Consider the following 14,401-nt stretch of genomic DNA (forward strand, 5'->3'; position numbering starts at 1 on the left):
AGATGAGCATGACCCAGACCAACAGCCGCACCCGCTATCCCGGCCCGATCACCGAGGCGAAGAAGCACCCCCACGCCCTGGTCGACCAAGGCTTCGCCACCGACGAGGCCCTGGCCGAAATCCTGCACCGATACCCGGCCGAACTCTTCGACATCAATCTGTACGACTACGATGACGAGGGGCAGGTGAGCCTGCGCACCGGCGCGCGCGGCGGCCTGACGGGCGACCAGCTGCTGGCCGCGATCCAGGCCGGGCGTCTGTGGGTCAATCTGCGTCAGGCCGAGAAGGGCTGTCCGGACCTGTGGAACGCCGCCATGGGCGAGTTCGCCAAGATCCAGGCGACCTATCCCGGCATGCGGGCTGTGACCAACGCCGGCCAGCTGATCATCTCCTCGCCGGTCGCCAAGGTGCCCTACCATTTCGACGCTGCGGGCGTGGTGCTGTTCCATCTGCGCGGCCGGAAACGCCTCTTCATATATCCTGGCGACGAGGCCCATCTGCCGGAAAAGGCGATGGAGCAGGTGGTGGCCCGCCAGACGACCGAGGAGCTGCCCTATACCCGCGCCTTCGAGGCGGACGCCCAGGTCATGGATCTGGAGCCGGGCGAGGCCCTGACCTGGCCGCTCTATGCGCCGCACCGGGTCGAGAACCTCGACAAGTTCTGCGTCTCGCTGTCGATGGATTTCCAGACCTGGCCCACGCGGTTCAGGAACGGCGCCATCTACACCAACGCCGTGATCCGCAGCCGGGGAGGGCGCCCGCGCTTCACCGACGGCATGTCGACGCCTGAGCTCGCCGCCCGCTGGGCCGCCTCCCTGGCGCTGCGTCGCGTGGGGGGACTGAAGAGCCGCATCGAGCATTTCAAACGCGATTTCACCCCGGAAGTCGGCGCGGCCGATGGGGCAGGGGCCTTACAGACCTGACAGGTTTCTCCCTCCCACACGGGGGAGGGTGGTCGCGCAGCGACCGGGTGGGGGCGGCCGGAGATGCGGACGGGGGCCTGTGGGCTTGATCCTGTCGCCGCCACCCGACCTCCGCTTCGCTCCGGCCGCCCTCCCCCCAGAAGGAGGGAAAGGTCCTGCGAAGGTGAATTCGAGGTCATGACGTCGAGTTAAACTGACATCCGTCCATCGTGGGGTCAGGTTCGTCTCGTTCAGGAGAGGAAACCAAGCCATGAGAAAGACCGTCACCGCCGCCGCCGCCGTCGCCCTGCTGGCCGCCCTCGGCGCCGCCGCCCCGGCCTCGGCCAAGGCCGACCGCGAAGTCCGCATTCGCTACGCCGCCGCCCGGGTGGTGGTCATCGTCGAAAACCGCAACGACATCGCGGTCGAGATCGAACCCGGCTCCGGCAGCCTGCCCATGCCCACCGTGACTCGCTCGGGTGACGAGGTCCGCATCAACGGCAACCTCGGCCGCAACGCCTTCCGCCGCTGCCAGAGCGGCCCCGCCTCCGCCCGCCAGCCGGGGGAGGGCGCCTCGGTCGAGGTTCGCCGGCACGGCCGCGTCAACCTCTCGGCCGCGCCCCTGATCGTCGTCCGCACGCCGCCCGCCGTGGACGTCTCCAGCGAGGACTCGGCCGTGTTCGGCTCCATCGGCCGCGGCGCGACTTCGATCGAACTGGGCGCGGGCGGTTGCGGCGACTGGACCGTGGCCAACACCGCCGGCTCCTCGGACCTGTCCATCGGCGGCTCGGGCACCATCCGCGCCGGAACCTCGGCCAGACTGGAAGCCTCCATCGGCGGCTCGGGCAACATCTACGCCGGAGCCACCCGTGATCTGGACGCCTCGATCGGCGGCTCGGGTACGATCGTGGTGGCCAGCGCCACGGGCGAGGTCGATGCGTCCATCGGCGGCTCGGGCGACATCCGCGTCAACGGCGGCCGTCCCGCTTCGGTGGACGCTGCAATCGCGGGCTCGGGCGACATCACCATCACCGGCGACGCCGGGGCTCTGGACGCCTCCATCGCCGGCTCTGGCAACGTCACCGTGACCGGCACGGTCTCCAGCCTCGACGCCAGCCTGATCGGCGGCGGCGACGTCCGCGTCGGTCGGGTCACCGGCTCCGTCTCCCAGTCCGTCATGGGCGGAGGCCGAGTGAGAATCGGCAGCTGAGCCTCCTGAACTCAGTCTGCTGAAAAGAGACGGCCCGGGTGCGTGGAACCGCCCGGGTCGTCTTGCCATGCCTATTCTCAAAACGAATGATGCGCCGGGGAGCGCTTGCGTCAGAAATCGAGGTTGGGCGAAGTCGAACAGCGGTGTCAGGTTAGCCTCCCCGGACTGCGCCGGGCGAGATGCGATGATGATCAAAACCCTGCTCGCGGCCGCCGCCGTTCTGACCCTGTCCGGTTGCGCCATGGTCGCCCAGACCAGCGCCCCGCCTGCCGGCCTGTCCTGGTACGTCATCAGCCAGCTGAACAGCTTCTATGACGATCCCGAGGACCCCACCAACCGGCCGCCGCTCTTGACCGAGCCGCCCGCCGGCGTCGTCCGGGCGATGGACGTCAATGGCGACGGCGCCAACGACTGGGTCGTCGACTGGCCCGAAGGCGCCCAGTTTTGCGGCACGGGCGGCTGCCGCTACACCGTGTATCTGACGCACGGCCAGAACCTAGTCCGCGTCTTTGATCGACAGGTGCTCGATGGCCTAACCTTCTCCATGGCCGACGGAGAACCCCGGTTCGAGGGCAGCTTCCACCACGGCTCTTGCAACGATCGTCGTGACGACTGCCGCCTGGCCTGGGGGCTGGACTCCACGACGCGCACGCTGGTCCCGCGCCCATCGGCCAACGGCGACACCTTCTCTTCGCGGGATGAAGAGGGACCGATCGACGACATCTGGTCGGGCGAGGACTGATCGCCTTCAGAGCGTGAGAAAGTCGGTCAGACCGTCCCTGACCGCTTGACCAAATCGGAATCAAACGTCATAAGCGCCAACTCTTGTTGGACTGGCTGTGCGGGCAACCGCAGACGCAGTTCGCAGGAACGACCTAAGCGCCTGTTCTTTGCAGCTTCTTGGGACTTCACGGCCTTCGCGGGGGACTGCGTGGGCCGATCGTTTTTGCGAAGTGCGTACCTGAAGGGTTTCGACCCTTGGGCTCCGGTCTTTGAAATGGTTCACAGGACGCAGGTTCGCCTGCTTGGGAAATACGACCGATATGGATCAAAGCATCCGCATCAGGCTCAAGGCCTTTGATCACCGCGTCCTCGACTTTTCGACGCGCGAGATCGTGAACACGGCCAAGCGCACCGGCGCGACCGTTCGCGGTCCGATCCCGCTGCCGACCCTGATCGAAAAGTTCACCGTGAACCGCTCGCCGCACGTCGACAAGAAGTCGCGGGAGCAGTTTGAAATCCGCACGCACAAGCGTGTCCTCGACATCGTCGACCCCACCCCGCAGACCGTGGACGCGCTCATGAAGCTCGACCTGTCCGCCGGCGTGGACGTCGAGATCAAGATTTAAAGAAACAAAGGCGGGATCCGATATGCGCACGGGCGTGATCGCCAAGAAGCTGGGCATGACCCGCGTGTTCGCCGAAGACGGCGCGCACGTTCCGGTCACTGTGCTCCAGCTCGACGACTGTCAGGTCGTCGGCCAACGCACTCAGGAGCGGGACGGCTACGTCGCCCTGCAACTGGGCGCCGGGGTCAAGAAGGCAAAGAATACGAACAAGGCTCAACGCACGACCTTCGCCAACGCGGAAGTCGAGCCGAAGCACGTCGTCATGGAGTTCCACGTTTCGGAAGACGCCATGATCGACGTGGGAGCGACACTGTCGGCCGACCACTTCGTCGCCGGCCAGAAGGTCGACGTCCAGGCCGAGACGATCGGTAAGGGCTTCGCCGGCGCCATGAAGCGCTGGAACTTCGGCGGTCTGCGCGCCACGCACGGCGTGTCGCTGTCGCACCGCTCGCACGGCTCGACCGGTAACCGTCAGGACCCGGGCAAGACCTTCAAGGGCAAGAAGATGGCGGGTCATTACGGGACCGAAACCGTCACCACCCAGAACCTGACCGTCGTCCGCGTGGACGCCGAGCGCGGCCTGATCATGATCAAGGGCGCTGTCCCGGGTCACGAAGGCACGTGGGTCAAGGTCCGCGACGCGCACAAGAAGCCGTTCGCCGATCTGCCGTTCCCGGGTTCGTTCAAGACCAAGGGCGGCGCTGCTGCTGCTTCCGCTCCGGCCGAGACGCCGGCTGAAGAAGCTCCGGCCGTCGAAACCGTCGAAGGCGGTGAAGCGTAATGAAACTCTCGAGCATCAATCTGGACGGCAAGGCCCAGGGCGACGTTGAACTGTCGGACGCCGTCTTCGGCATCACCGACATTCGCGGCGACCTGCTGGCCCGTTACGTCAACTGGCAGCTGGCGAAGCGCCGCGCCGGCACCCACAAGGTTCAAACCCGCAACGAGAACTCTCGTACGGGCAAGAAGATGTACAAGCAGAAGGGCACCGGCGGCGCTCGTCACGGTTCGCGTCGCGCCCCGCAATTCGTCGGCGGTTCGCGCGCCTTCGGCCCGATCGTCCGCGACCACGGCTTCGACCTTCCCAAGAAGGTTCGCGCCCTGGCCCTGCGCCACGCCCTGTCGTCCAAGGCCAAGAGCGGCGACCTCGTCGTCGTCGACGCCCTGACGGTCAAGGACGCGAAGACCTCGGCCCTGCGCGAAACCTTCGGCAAGCTGGGCTGGACCCGCACGCTGATCATCGCCGGTCCGGAAGTCGACGAGAACTTCGCCCTGGCTTCGCGGAACATCCCGCAGATCCACGTGCTCCCGAATGCCGGCCTGAATGTCTATGACATCCTGCGCGCCGACAAACTGGTGCTCTCGAAGGCCGCCGTTGAGGCGATCGAAGCCCGCTACGCCGACTACGTTCCGTCGCGTCGCGAGCAAGCCGAGAAGGACGCCGCGTAATGGCTGCCCAACCTACCGCCAAACACTACGACACCATCCTTTCGCCGATCATCACCGAGAAGGCGACGATCCTGTCGGAGCAGAACAAGGTCGTGTTCCGCGTTGCCGGAACCTCGACCAAGGACGAGATCGCCGCTGCGGTCGAAAGCCTGTTCAAGGTCAACGTCCTGAAGGTCAACACCCTGGTTCAAAAGGGCAAGACCAAGCGCTTCCGCGGCATCATGGGCCGTCGGGTCGACATCAAAAAAGCGATCGTGACGCTGGCCGAAGGCCAGTCGATCGACGTCACCACGGGGCTCTAATCAGATGGCCTTGAAATCATACAATCCGACCTCGCCGGGCCGTCGCGCCCTGGTGCTGATCGACCGCTCGGAACTGCACAAGGGCCGTCCCGAGAAGTCGCTGACCGAAGGCCTGACCAAGTCGGGCGGCCGGGGCGCCGGCGGCCGTATCGCCGTCCGCTTCCGCGGCGGCGGCGCCAAGACCCTGTACCGCAAAATCGACTTCAAGCGTCGCAAGTTCCAGACGGCGACTGTCGAGCGGTTGGAATACGATCCGAACCGCACCGCCTTCATCGCCCTCATCACCTATGAGGACGGCGAAAAGGCCTACATCATCGCGCCGCAACGCCTCAAGGCGGGCGACGCGATCGTGGCCGGCGAGAAGACCGACGTTAAGCCGGGCAACGCCATGCCGCTGCGCTCGATCCCGGTCGGCACCATCATCCACTGCGTGGAAATGAAGCCGGGCAAGGGCGCTCAGCTGGCCCGCTCGGCCGGGGCCTACGCCCAACTGGTCGGTCGCGATCAGGGCTACGCCCAAATCCGTCTCGGCTCGGGCGAGCTGCGCATGGTCCTGGACGGCTGCATGGCCACGGTGGGCGCCGTATCGAACGCCGACCACATGAACCAGAACCTCGGCAAGGCCGGTCGCGTTCGCCACATGGGCTGGCGTCCGCACGTTCGCGGCGTCGCCATGAACCCGATCGACCACCCGCACGGTGGTGGTGAAGGCCGGACCTCTGGCGGTCGCACCCCGGTTACGCCGTGGGGCAAGGACACCAAGGGCACCCGCACCCGCAAGAACAAGGCGACGGACAAGTTCATCATCCGTACCCGCCACGTTAAGAAGGCTCGCTAAAGATGGCTCGTTCCTCCTGGAAAGGCCCGTTTGTCGACGGGTATCTGCTCAAGAAGGCCGACGCCGCTTCGACGTCGGGCCGCAAGGACGTGATCAAGACCTGGTCGCGCCGCTCCACCATCCTGCCGCAGTTCGTGGGCCTGACGTTCGGCGTCCACAACGGTCACAAGCACGTCCCCGTGCACGTGAACGAGGACATGGTCGGCATGAAGTTCGGCGAGTTCTCGCCGACCCGTTCGTTCCCCGGCCACGCCGCGGACAAGAAAGCGAAGCGGAAGTAAGATGCCCAAGACCAACAACACCCGTCGCGTCGGCGAGACCGAAGCGCGCGCCAAGCTGACGAACGTCCGGATCAGCCCTCAGAAGCTGAACCTGGTCGCCGCCTCGATCCGTGGCCTGCCCGTCCAGCGCGCGCTGAACGAGCTGGAGTTCAGCCGCAAGCGCATCTCGGACGACGTCCGCAAGGTCCTGTACTCGGCCGTCTCCAACGCCGAGAACAACCACAATCTCGACATCGACAATCTGATCGTGTCCGAGGCCTTCGTGGGCAAGAACCTGGTGATGAAGCGTTTCGCGAGCCGCGCTCGTGGTCGCTCGTCGCGTATCCTGAAACCGTTCAGCGAGATCACCATCGTGGTCCGTGAAGCCGGCGAGGCCGCCTGATATGGGTCAGAAAATCAATCCGATCGGTTTCCGCCTCGGCGTGAACCGCACGTGGGACAGCCGTTGGTTCGCCGACGGCGCCTCCTACTCGCGTCTGCTGCACCAGGACCTGAAGCTGCGCACGTGGCTCAAGGAACGCCTGAACGCCGCCGGCGTGTCGCGCATCATCATCGAGCGTCCGCACAAGAAGTGCCGCGTGACGATCTACGCCGCCCGTCCGGGCGTCGTGATCGGCAAGAAGGGCGCTGACATCGAGAAGCTGCGCAAGGACATCTCGGCCCGCACCGAAGGCGAAGTCCACCTGAACATCGTCGAGGTCCGCAAGCCCGAGACCGACGCTCAGCTGATCGCCGAGAACATCGCGCAGCAGCTGGAACGCCGTATCGCCTTCCGTCGCGCCATGAAGCGTTCGATGCAGTCGGCCATGCGTCTCGGCGCCAAGGGTGTCCGCATCAACGTCTCGGGCCGTCTCGGCGGCGCGGAAATCGCTCGTATGGAATGGTACCGCGAAGGTCGCGTGCCGCTTCACACCCTGCGCGCTGACATCGACTACGGCTTCATCGAAGCCAAGACGACCTACGGCATCATCGGCGTGAAGGTCTGGGTGTTCAAAGGTGAAGTGCTCGAGCACGACCCGATGGCCCAGGACAAGCGCTGGGCTCAGGAAGCCGCAGGTCCGTCGTCCAACGAAGGCCGTGAACGTGGTGGCCCGCGCGGCGACCGTGGTCCCCGCCGTGGCCGTGAGGGCTAAGGAACATGCTGCAGCCTAAGAAAACTCGTTATCGCAAGGCCTTCAAGGGCCGCATCCACGGCGCGGCCAAGGGTGGCTTCTCGCTGAACTTCGGTTCGTACGGCCTGAAGACCCTGGAGCCGGAACGCATCACCGCGCGTCAGATCGAGGCGGCTCGCCGCGCGATCACCCGTCAGATGAAGCGGCAGGGCCGTGTCTGGATCCGCGTCTTCCCTGACCTGCCCGTCACGGGCAAGCCGGCCGAAGTCCGCATGGGCAAGGGCAAGGGCGCCGTCGACCACTGGGCGGCGCGTTGCCACCCGGGTCGGATCCTGTTCGAAATCGACGGCGTCGCCGATGACGTGGCTCGCGAAGCCCTGCGTCTGGGCGCCGCCAAGCTGCCGGTCCGCACCAAGGTGGTCACCCGCCTGGACGCCGGTATCGCGCACGTGGAGCACGCCGCCTGATGACCAAGATCGCTGATCTCCGCTCGCAGACGCCGGACCAGCTGGGCGACCAGCTGCTCTCGCTGAAGAAAGAGCAATTCAACCTGCGCTTCCAGGCGGCCACCGGCCAGATGGAAAAGACTCACCGCGTCGGTGAAGTCCGCAAAGACATCGCACGCATCTCCACGCTTCTGCGTGAGAAGCGTTCGGCCTCGTAAGGAAACCCCATGCCCAAACGTATTCTCGAAGGCGTGGTCGTGTCCGACAAGGGCGACAAGACTGTCGTCGTCGTCGTCCAACGCACGCTGCTGCACCCGGTCATGAAGAAGATCGTGCGCCTGTCCAAGAAGTACCACGCCCACGACGAAGCGAACGCCTTCAAGGAAGGCGACGTCGCTCGCATCGTCGAGTGCGCCCCCAAGTCCAAGCTGAAGCGTTGGGAAGTCCTGTCCAAGGACACCCCGGCCTCGGCCTCGTAATCAGAAGGATCTGACACTATGATCCAGATGCAAACTAACCTGGAAGTGGCCGATAATTCGGGCGCCCGCCGGGTCATGTGCATCAAGGTGTTGGGCGGCGCCAAGCGTCGCTACGCCTCGGTCGGAGACACCATCGTCGCTTCGGTGAAAGAAGCGATCCCGCGCGGTCGCGTGAAGAAGGGTGAAGTGGTTCGCGCCATCGTCGTGCGCACCGCCAAGGACATCCAGCGCAAGGATGGTTCGGTCATCCGCTTCGACAAGTCGGCCGCCGTCATCGTCAACAAGCAGAACGAGCCAGTCGGCACGCGGATCTTTGGCCCAGTTCCTCGTGAACTGCGCGCCAAGAACCACATGAAGATCATCTCGCTGGCCCCGGAGGTCCTGTAACCATGGCCGCCAAGATCAAAAAGGGCGACCGCGTCGTCGTCCTCGCCGGCAAGGACAAGGGCCGCACCGGCGAAGTCCTGAAGGTTCTGCCGACCGAGAACCGCGTCCTGGTCCAGGGCGTGAACATGGTCCAGCGCCACACGCGTCCGACCCAGGGTGATCCCCAGGGCGGCATCAAGAACAAGGAAGCCTCGCTTCACCTGTCGAACGTCGCGATCGCCGACGCCAACGGCAAGGCGACCCGCGTCGGCTTCCGCGTCGAGGGCGACGCCAAGGTGCGCTTCGCCAAGACGACCGGAGACGTCATCTGATGGCTGACACGAAATACACCCCGCGTCTCAAGACCGAGTACGCCGAGCGCATCAAGGGCGTGATGACCGAAAAGTTCGGTTACACCAACCCGATGCAAATGCCGAAGCTGGACAAGATCGTCCTGAACATGGGCATCGGTGAAGCTGTCGCCGACTCCAAGAAGGTCAATGCGGCCCTCAAGGATCTGACGGCGATCGCCGGTCAGAAGGCCGTGCCGACCAAGGCTCGTAACTCCATCGCCGGCTTCAAGCTGCGCGAAGGCATGGTCATCGGCGGCAAGGTCACGCTGCGCGGCGACCAGATGTACGAGTTCCTCGACCGTCTAATCACGATCGCCCTGCCGCGCGTGAAGGACTTCCGTGGTCTGAAGCCGACGTCGTTCGATGGTCGCGGCAACTACGCCATGGGCCTCAAGGAGCACATCGTGTTCCCGGAGATCAACTACGACCAGATCGACCAGATGTGGGGCATGGACATCATCGTCTGCACCACGGCCAGGACCGACGACGAGGCGCGCGCGCTTCTGACCGAGTTCAAGTTCCCGTTCATCAAGAACTGATCGGGAAGGGAAAAGCAAAATGGCAAAGAAAAGCGCCGTAAACCGCAACGAGGCCGTTAAGGCGCTGGTTGCGAAGTATGCCGCGAAGCGGGCCGCCCTGAAGGCGACCGCCAACGACGAGAGCCTGCCTCTGGAAGAGCGTTTCGACGCCCGCCTGAAGCTGGCTGAGCTGCCGCGTAACTCGGCCGCCGTCCGTATCCGCAACCGCTGCGAAGTGACGGGCCGTCCGCGCGCCTTCTATCGCAAGCTCAAGATGAGCCGGATCGCCCTGCGTGAACTCGGCAACCTGGGACAGATCCCGGGCCTGACGAAGTCCAGCTGGTAAGGGGAGCGACAGACATGATGATCAACGATCCCCTGAGCGACATGATCGCTCGCATGAAGAACGCGGCCATGCGCAAGCGTTCGAAAGTGCTCACCCCGGCCTCCCGTCTGCGCCAGCGCGTCCTCGACGTGCTGCAGGACGAAGGCTACATCCGCGGCTATTCGCTGGTTCAGAACCCCGGCGAGTTTCCGCAGTTCGAGATCGAGCTCAAGTATTTCGACGGCCAGCCGGTCATCGCTGAAATCGCTCGCGTGTCCAAGCCGGGCCGCCGCGTCTATTCGGCGATCACCGATCTGAAGCCGGTCAAGAACGGCCTGGGCATCTCGATCCTTTCGACTTCGAAGGGCGTCATGTCCGACGCCGCTGCTCGCGACGCCAACGTCGGCGGCGAAGTCCTCTGCAGGGTCTACTAAAGATGTCCCGTATCGGAAAACGTCCCATCACCTTGCCGAAAGGCGTGACCGTCGCCATCGACGGCCAGACCGTGACCGTGAAAGGCCCCAAGGCCGAGCGTTCGTGGACTGTCGCTGAAGAAGTCGAAGTCACCCAGGAAGACGGCGCCCTGAACCTGGCGATCCGCGCCGACACCCAGCGCGCTCGCGCGATGTGGGGTCTGTCGCGCACGCTGCTCGACAACATGGTCACCGGCGTGACCGAGGGCTTCGAACGCACGCTCGAGCTGGTCGGCGTCGGTTACCGCGCCGCCATGAAGGGCAACGACCTGTCGCTGCAACTCGGCTTTTCGCATGAAGTGGACATCAAGGCTCCGGCCGGCGTGACCTTCGCGGTGCCGAAACAGACCGAGATCAAGATCTCGGGTCCGGACAAGCAAGTCGTCGGCGAATTGGCCGCCAATATCCGCAAGCTGCGTCCGCCGGAGCCCTACAAGGGCAAGGGCGTCCGCTACGCCGGCGAGAAGGTTCGTCGCAAGGAAGGCAAGAAGAAGTAAGCCATGGCTCTTTCTCTGCAACAACAAGCCAAGAAGCGCACCGAGCGCAACCGTCGTCGCCTCAAGGCTGTCGGCAACGGCCGTCTGCGTCTGTCGGTCTACCGTTCGGACAAGAACATCTCGGCCCAGGTTATCGACGATTCCAAGGGGATCACGGTGGCTTCGGCTTCGTCGCTGGAAGGCGACAAGGCCGGAACGTCCAAGGGCTCCAACAAGGAAGCCGCTGCTGCGATCGGCAAGCTGGTCGCCCAGCGCGCCATCGAGAAGGGCGTCACCGAAGTGGTCTTCGACCGCGGCGGCTACATCTATCACGGACGGGTGAAGGCGCTGGCGGATGCCGCGCGTGAAGCCGGCCTGAACTTCTAAGGACCGCACAGATGGCGCAAGCTCCTCAACGTGGCGGCGGCGGCAACGACCGCAACCGTCGCGACAACAACCGCAACAGCCCCGTCGCCGATGGTCCGGATTCGGACATCGTCGAAAAGCTGGTCCACATCAACCGCGTCGCGGCCACCGTCAAAGGCGGCCGTCGCTTCTCCTTCGCAGCCCTGATGGTCGTCGGTGACGGCAAGGGTCGCGTCGGCTTCGGTCACGGCAAGGCGCGCGAAGTGCCGGAAGCCATCCGCAAGGCGACCGAAGAAGCCAAAAAGACGATGATCCGCGTTCCGCTGCGCGAGAACCGCACCCTGCACCACGACGGCAACGGCCGTTGGGGCGCCGGCAAGATCATGATGCGCGCCGCCCCTCCGGGAACCGGCGTCATCGCGGGCGGTCCGATGCGCGCCGTGCTCGAAACCCTCGGCGTCCATGACGTCGTGGCCAAGTCGACCGGTTCGTCGAACCCCTACAACATGATCCGTGCGACGTTCGAGGCGCTGAAAGTCCAGTCCTCGCCGCGCCAGGTCGCTTCGAAGCGCGGGAAGAAGGTCTCCGACCTGATGGGCCGCCGCAACGACGGCGCTTCGGCCCCGGTCGAAGCCGAAGCCGTGGAGTCCTAAGTCATGGCCGACAAGAAAACGATCACCGTGCGCCAGATCGGTTCGCCGATCCGCCGCAAGAACGACCAGCGCGCCACCTTGGTGGGCCTGGGTCTGAACCGTATGGGCCGTGAGTCCACGCTGGAAGACACCCCCTCGGTCCGTGGCATGATCGCCAAGGTCCACCACCTGACCGAGATCGTCGAAAAGTAAGCCTGATCCTTCCCTTCGGGGAAGGGCGGGGCGACCAGGTAGGGGCGGCTCGCGAGAGTCGCCTTTACTGCTTTGAGGGGAGCCGCTATAGCGCGCGACCTTGAAGTTCCGGGTTCGGCCGATTTCGCCGCGCCCACACATCGAAAACACGCCGAGTCCGCTGCTGCAGTGGGCGCTAGCACCCGAAAGGATCAGGCACATGAAACTGAACGAAATTCGCGACAACGAAGGCGCCCACAAGAAGCGCATGCGCGTCGGCCGCGGTCCGGGGTCGGGCAAGGGCAAGACCGCCGGTCGCGGCGTCAAGGGTCAGAAGTCGCGTTCGGGCGTCGCCATCGGCGGCTTCGAAGGCGGCCAGATGCCGCTGTACATGCGCATGCCGAAGCGCGGCTTCAATAACCCGAACGCGCTGAAGCTGGCCGAAGTGAACCTGTGGCGCCTGCAGGACGCCATCGACGCCGGCAAGCTGGACATCAAGGGCGAGATCAAGGGTGAAGCCCTGGTCGCCGCCGGCGTGATCCGCCGCGTCAAGGACGGCGTCCGTCTGCTGGGCACCGGCGAACTGAAGTCCAAGTTGAATCTCGTCGTCTGGTCGGCCACGGCCGGCGCCAAGAAGGCGATCGAGGCTGCCGGCGGCTCTGTCGTCGAACAGCGCATCGAAGCCGAAGCCAAGGCCGCTGCCCGCGTCGAGAAGCGCAACGCCGCCAAGGGCAAGGTTCCGGCTCCGAAGGCTCCCCGTGGCGACGCCAACAAGATCTCGGCTCGCACGACGCGTACGGCCGCTAAGGCCTAAATCCAATAAAGCTCGAGGGGCGGTCTCGCTAAGGGGCCGCCCTTCGCCTATCTGGACGAAGGCGTCGGATTCGAAGACCGGATCGGGCGCCGCGTACTGACAAGTCGGGGTAACGACATATGGCTTCGGCCGCCGAACAACTTGCCGCCAATATGAACATGGGTTCGTTCGCGAAGGCGACCGAACTCCACAAGCGTTTGCTGTTCACGCTTGGCGCGCTTCTCGTCTACCGCATCGGCACCTACGTGCCGATCCCGGGAATCAACTCCGCCGCCTTCCTGCAGTTTTTCCAGGATCCGGACGGACAACGCGGCGTCCTGGACATGTTCAACATGTTCTCGGGCGGCGCCGTGGAGCGGATGGCCGTCTTCGCGCTGAACGTGACGCCCTACATCTCCGCGTCCATCATCGTGCAGCTGATGGGCAGCGTGTACCCCCCGTGGGAGAAGCTGAAGAAGGAAGGCGGCGAGAGCGGCCGCAAGCAGCTGAACCAATACACCCGTTATCTGACGGTGTTCCTGGCTCTGGCGCAGTCCTTCGGCATCGCCGCGGGCCTCAACGCCCAGCCAGGCCTGATCGACGAGCCCGGCGTCTTCTTCATCGCCACCACGGTCGTCTCCCTGACGGGCGGCACCATGTTCCTGATGTGGCTGGGCGAGCAGGTGACGGCTCGCGGCGTCGGCAACGGCATCTCGCTGATCATCTTCGCCGGTATCGTCGCGGTCCTGCCGGGCACGATTGCGCGGATGCTCGGTCTGGCCCAGCAGGGTCAGATCTCGGCCTTCGTCCTTCTGTTCATCGCCGTCCTGGCGGTCGCCACCATCATCTTCATCGTCTTCATGGAACGGGCCCAGCGTCGTCTGCTGATCCAGTACCCGAAACGCCAGGAAGGCAACCGGATGGCCGGCGGGGAACGTTCGTTCCTGCCGCTCAAGGTGAACACCGCCGGTGTCATCCCGCCGATCTTCGCCTCGAGCCTGCTGCTTCTGCCGACCACGGTCGCTCAGATGACGGCGACGGCCGACCTGCCGTCGTGGATGAGCTGGCTGCCGCTCGTGACCGCCCAACTGACCCATGGCCAGCCGCTGTTCATGGCGCTCTACGCCGGTCTGATCATCTTCTTCTGCTTCTTCTACACCTCGATCACCTTCAACCCTGAAGACACGGCCGAGAACCTGAGGAAGTACGGCGGCTTCCTGCCGGGCATTCGTCCGGGCAAGCGGACGGCGGAATATTTGGACTACGTCCTGACTCGTCTGACCGTGATCGGCGCCGCCTATATCACGGCCGTCTGCCTTCTGCCGGAGCTGCTCGTCGCGAACATGGGCAACAGCCTGTATTTTGGGGGCACCTCGATCCTGATCGTCGTGTCGGTGACGATGGACACCGTGGCGCAGATCCAGTCGCAGCTGCTGGCTCACCAATACGAAGGCCTGATCAAGAAGGCTCGTCTGCGGGGCCGTGGCGGTCGCGGCGCGCCCGCGCCGGTCCGTCGCTAGAACCAAGAAAGCCGGGAGG

At 64.8% G+C, this 14,401-nt stretch carries 25 protein-coding genes; all 25 read left to right on the forward strand.

Annotated features, from left to right (window positions below):
* The first annotated feature begins 8 nt into the window (after nucleotides 1–8).
* The 25 genes from O5O43_RS05265 (at nucleotide 9) to secY (ending at nucleotide 14,382) form a co-directional block, all read left to right on the forward strand.
* Nucleotides 9–923, forward strand: a complete 915-nt coding sequence (locus O5O43_RS05265) for a cupin-like domain-containing protein (protein ID WP_271085864.1) — start codon at nucleotides 9–11, stop codon at nucleotides 921–923.
* A gap of 250 nt (nucleotides 924–1,173) precedes the next feature.
* Nucleotides 1,174–2,112, forward strand: a complete 939-nt coding sequence (locus O5O43_RS05270) for a DUF2807 domain-containing protein (RefSeq protein WP_271085865.1) — start codon at nucleotides 1,174–1,176, stop codon at nucleotides 2,110–2,112.
* A 187-nt stretch (nucleotides 2,113–2,299) separates the two neighbouring features.
* The gene (locus O5O43_RS05275) at nucleotides 2,300–2,854 is read left to right on the forward strand and encodes a hypothetical protein (protein WP_271085866.1); all 555 of its coding nucleotides are present in this window, start codon (nucleotides 2,300–2,302) and stop codon (nucleotides 2,852–2,854) included.
* Between the two features lie 301 nt (nucleotides 2,855–3,155).
* Nucleotides 3,156–3,461, forward strand: a complete 306-nt coding sequence (gene rpsJ, locus O5O43_RS05280; protein ID WP_003164367.1) for a 30S ribosomal protein S10 — start codon at nucleotides 3,156–3,158, stop codon at nucleotides 3,459–3,461.
* Nucleotides 3,462–3,483: 22 nt separating this feature from the next.
* Entirely contained in the window at nucleotides 3,484–4,242 is a 759-nt protein-coding gene (rplC, locus tag O5O43_RS05285; RefSeq protein WP_271085867.1) for a 50S ribosomal protein L3, read from the forward strand.
* The gene (gene rplD, locus O5O43_RS05290) at nucleotides 4,242–4,910 is read left to right on the forward strand and encodes a 50S ribosomal protein L4 (protein WP_271085868.1); all 669 of its coding nucleotides are present in this window, start codon (nucleotides 4,242–4,244) and stop codon (nucleotides 4,908–4,910) included. The genes rplC and rplD overlap by 1 nt, the downstream gene beginning before the upstream one ends.
* Nucleotides 4,910–5,212, forward strand: coding sequence for a 50S ribosomal protein L23 (locus tag O5O43_RS05295; protein ID WP_271085869.1), 303 nt, complete (start codon nucleotides 4,910–4,912; stop codon nucleotides 5,210–5,212). The genes rplD and O5O43_RS05295 overlap by 1 nt, the downstream gene beginning before the upstream one ends.
* A gap of 4 nt (nucleotides 5,213–5,216) precedes the next feature.
* Nucleotides 5,217–6,050, forward strand: coding sequence for a 50S ribosomal protein L2 (gene rplB, locus O5O43_RS05300; RefSeq protein ID WP_271085870.1), 834 nt, complete (start codon nucleotides 5,217–5,219; stop codon nucleotides 6,048–6,050).
* A 2-nt stretch (nucleotides 6,051–6,052) separates the two neighbouring features.
* Nucleotides 6,053–6,331, forward strand: a complete 279-nt coding sequence (gene rpsS / locus O5O43_RS05305) for a 30S ribosomal protein S19 (RefSeq protein ID WP_271085871.1) — start codon at nucleotides 6,053–6,055, stop codon at nucleotides 6,329–6,331.
* Nucleotide 6,332: 1 nt separating this feature from the next.
* On the forward strand, nucleotides 6,333–6,713 hold the full coding sequence (gene rplV / locus O5O43_RS05310; RefSeq protein WP_271085872.1) for a 50S ribosomal protein L22: 381 nt from the start codon (nucleotides 6,333–6,335) through the stop codon (nucleotides 6,711–6,713).
* 1 nt (nucleotide 6,714) lies between these two features.
* The gene (rpsC, locus tag O5O43_RS05315) at nucleotides 6,715–7,464 is read left to right on the forward strand and encodes a 30S ribosomal protein S3 (protein WP_271085873.1); all 750 of its coding nucleotides are present in this window, start codon (nucleotides 6,715–6,717) and stop codon (nucleotides 7,462–7,464) included.
* A gap of 5 nt (nucleotides 7,465–7,469) precedes the next feature.
* Nucleotides 7,470–7,910, forward strand: coding sequence for a 50S ribosomal protein L16 (gene rplP / locus O5O43_RS05320; protein WP_271085874.1), 441 nt, complete (start codon nucleotides 7,470–7,472; stop codon nucleotides 7,908–7,910).
* Entirely contained in the window at nucleotides 7,910–8,107 is a 198-nt protein-coding gene (rpmC, locus tag O5O43_RS05325; protein ID WP_271085875.1) for a 50S ribosomal protein L29, read from the forward strand. The genes rplP and rpmC overlap by 1 nt, the downstream gene beginning before the upstream one ends.
* Nucleotides 8,108–8,116: 9 nt before the next feature.
* Entirely contained in the window at nucleotides 8,117–8,368 is a 252-nt protein-coding gene (rpsQ, locus tag O5O43_RS05330) for a 30S ribosomal protein S17 (protein ID WP_183213200.1), read from the forward strand.
* Nucleotides 8,369–8,386: 18 nt separating this feature from the next.
* Nucleotides 8,387–8,755: a 50S ribosomal protein L14 gene (rplN, locus tag O5O43_RS05335; RefSeq protein WP_077354965.1), complete on the forward strand. Its 369-nt coding sequence runs from the start codon at nucleotides 8,387–8,389 to the stop codon at nucleotides 8,753–8,755.
* Between the two features lie 2 nt (nucleotides 8,756–8,757).
* Nucleotides 8,758–9,066 carry a 50S ribosomal protein L24 gene (gene rplX / locus O5O43_RS05340; protein WP_271085876.1) on the forward strand — a complete coding sequence of 103 codons (309 nt, stop codon included), beginning with the start codon at nucleotides 8,758–8,760 and terminating at the stop codon, nucleotides 9,064–9,066.
* Nucleotides 9,066–9,626, forward strand: a complete 561-nt coding sequence (gene rplE, locus O5O43_RS05345) for a 50S ribosomal protein L5 (protein WP_271085877.1) — start codon at nucleotides 9,066–9,068, stop codon at nucleotides 9,624–9,626. Before rplX ends, rplE begins: the two co-directional genes overlap by 1 nt.
* Before the next feature lie 19 nt (nucleotides 9,627–9,645).
* Nucleotides 9,646–9,951: a 30S ribosomal protein S14 gene (gene rpsN / locus O5O43_RS05350; protein ID WP_271085878.1), complete on the forward strand. Its 306-nt coding sequence runs from the start codon at nucleotides 9,646–9,648 to the stop codon at nucleotides 9,949–9,951.
* 14 nt (nucleotides 9,952–9,965) lie between these two features.
* A complete protein-coding gene (gene rpsH / locus O5O43_RS05355) occupies nucleotides 9,966–10,364 on the forward strand; it encodes a 30S ribosomal protein S8 (RefSeq protein ID WP_271085879.1) in 399 nt (132 codons plus the stop codon).
* Nucleotides 10,365–10,366: 2 nt separating this feature from the next.
* Nucleotides 10,367–10,900, forward strand: a complete 534-nt coding sequence (gene rplF / locus O5O43_RS05360) for a 50S ribosomal protein L6 (RefSeq protein ID WP_271085880.1) — start codon at nucleotides 10,367–10,369, stop codon at nucleotides 10,898–10,900.
* 3 nt (nucleotides 10,901–10,903) lie between these two features.
* Nucleotides 10,904–11,266 carry a 50S ribosomal protein L18 gene (gene rplR / locus O5O43_RS05365; RefSeq protein WP_271085881.1) on the forward strand — a complete coding sequence of 121 codons (363 nt, stop codon included), beginning with the start codon at nucleotides 10,904–10,906 and terminating at the stop codon, nucleotides 11,264–11,266.
* Between the two features lie 11 nt (nucleotides 11,267–11,277).
* Nucleotides 11,278–11,898, forward strand: coding sequence for a 30S ribosomal protein S5 (gene rpsE, locus O5O43_RS05370; protein ID WP_271085882.1), 621 nt, complete (start codon nucleotides 11,278–11,280; stop codon nucleotides 11,896–11,898).
* Between the two features lie 3 nt (nucleotides 11,899–11,901).
* Nucleotides 11,902–12,090 (forward strand): 50S ribosomal protein L30, encoded by a 189-nt coding sequence (gene rpmD, locus O5O43_RS05375; RefSeq protein ID WP_271085883.1) that lies wholly within the window; start codon nucleotides 11,902–11,904, stop codon nucleotides 12,088–12,090.
* Between the two features lie 199 nt (nucleotides 12,091–12,289).
* Nucleotides 12,290–12,883, forward strand: a complete 594-nt coding sequence (gene rplO / locus O5O43_RS05380; RefSeq protein WP_271085884.1) for a 50S ribosomal protein L15 — start codon at nucleotides 12,290–12,292, stop codon at nucleotides 12,881–12,883.
* Nucleotides 12,884–13,002: 119 nt separating this feature from the next.
* Complete coding sequence (gene secY / locus O5O43_RS05385) at nucleotides 13,003–14,382, forward strand: preprotein translocase subunit SecY (protein WP_271085885.1); 1,380 nt, start codon at nucleotides 13,003–13,005, stop codon at nucleotides 14,380–14,382.
* Nucleotides 14,383–14,401: the final 19 nt, after the last annotated feature.

The organism is Brevundimonas sp. NIBR11 (genome assembly GCF_027912535.1).
In the GTDB taxonomy this organism is placed as follows: Bacteria; Pseudomonadota; Alphaproteobacteria; order Caulobacterales; family Caulobacteraceae; genus Brevundimonas.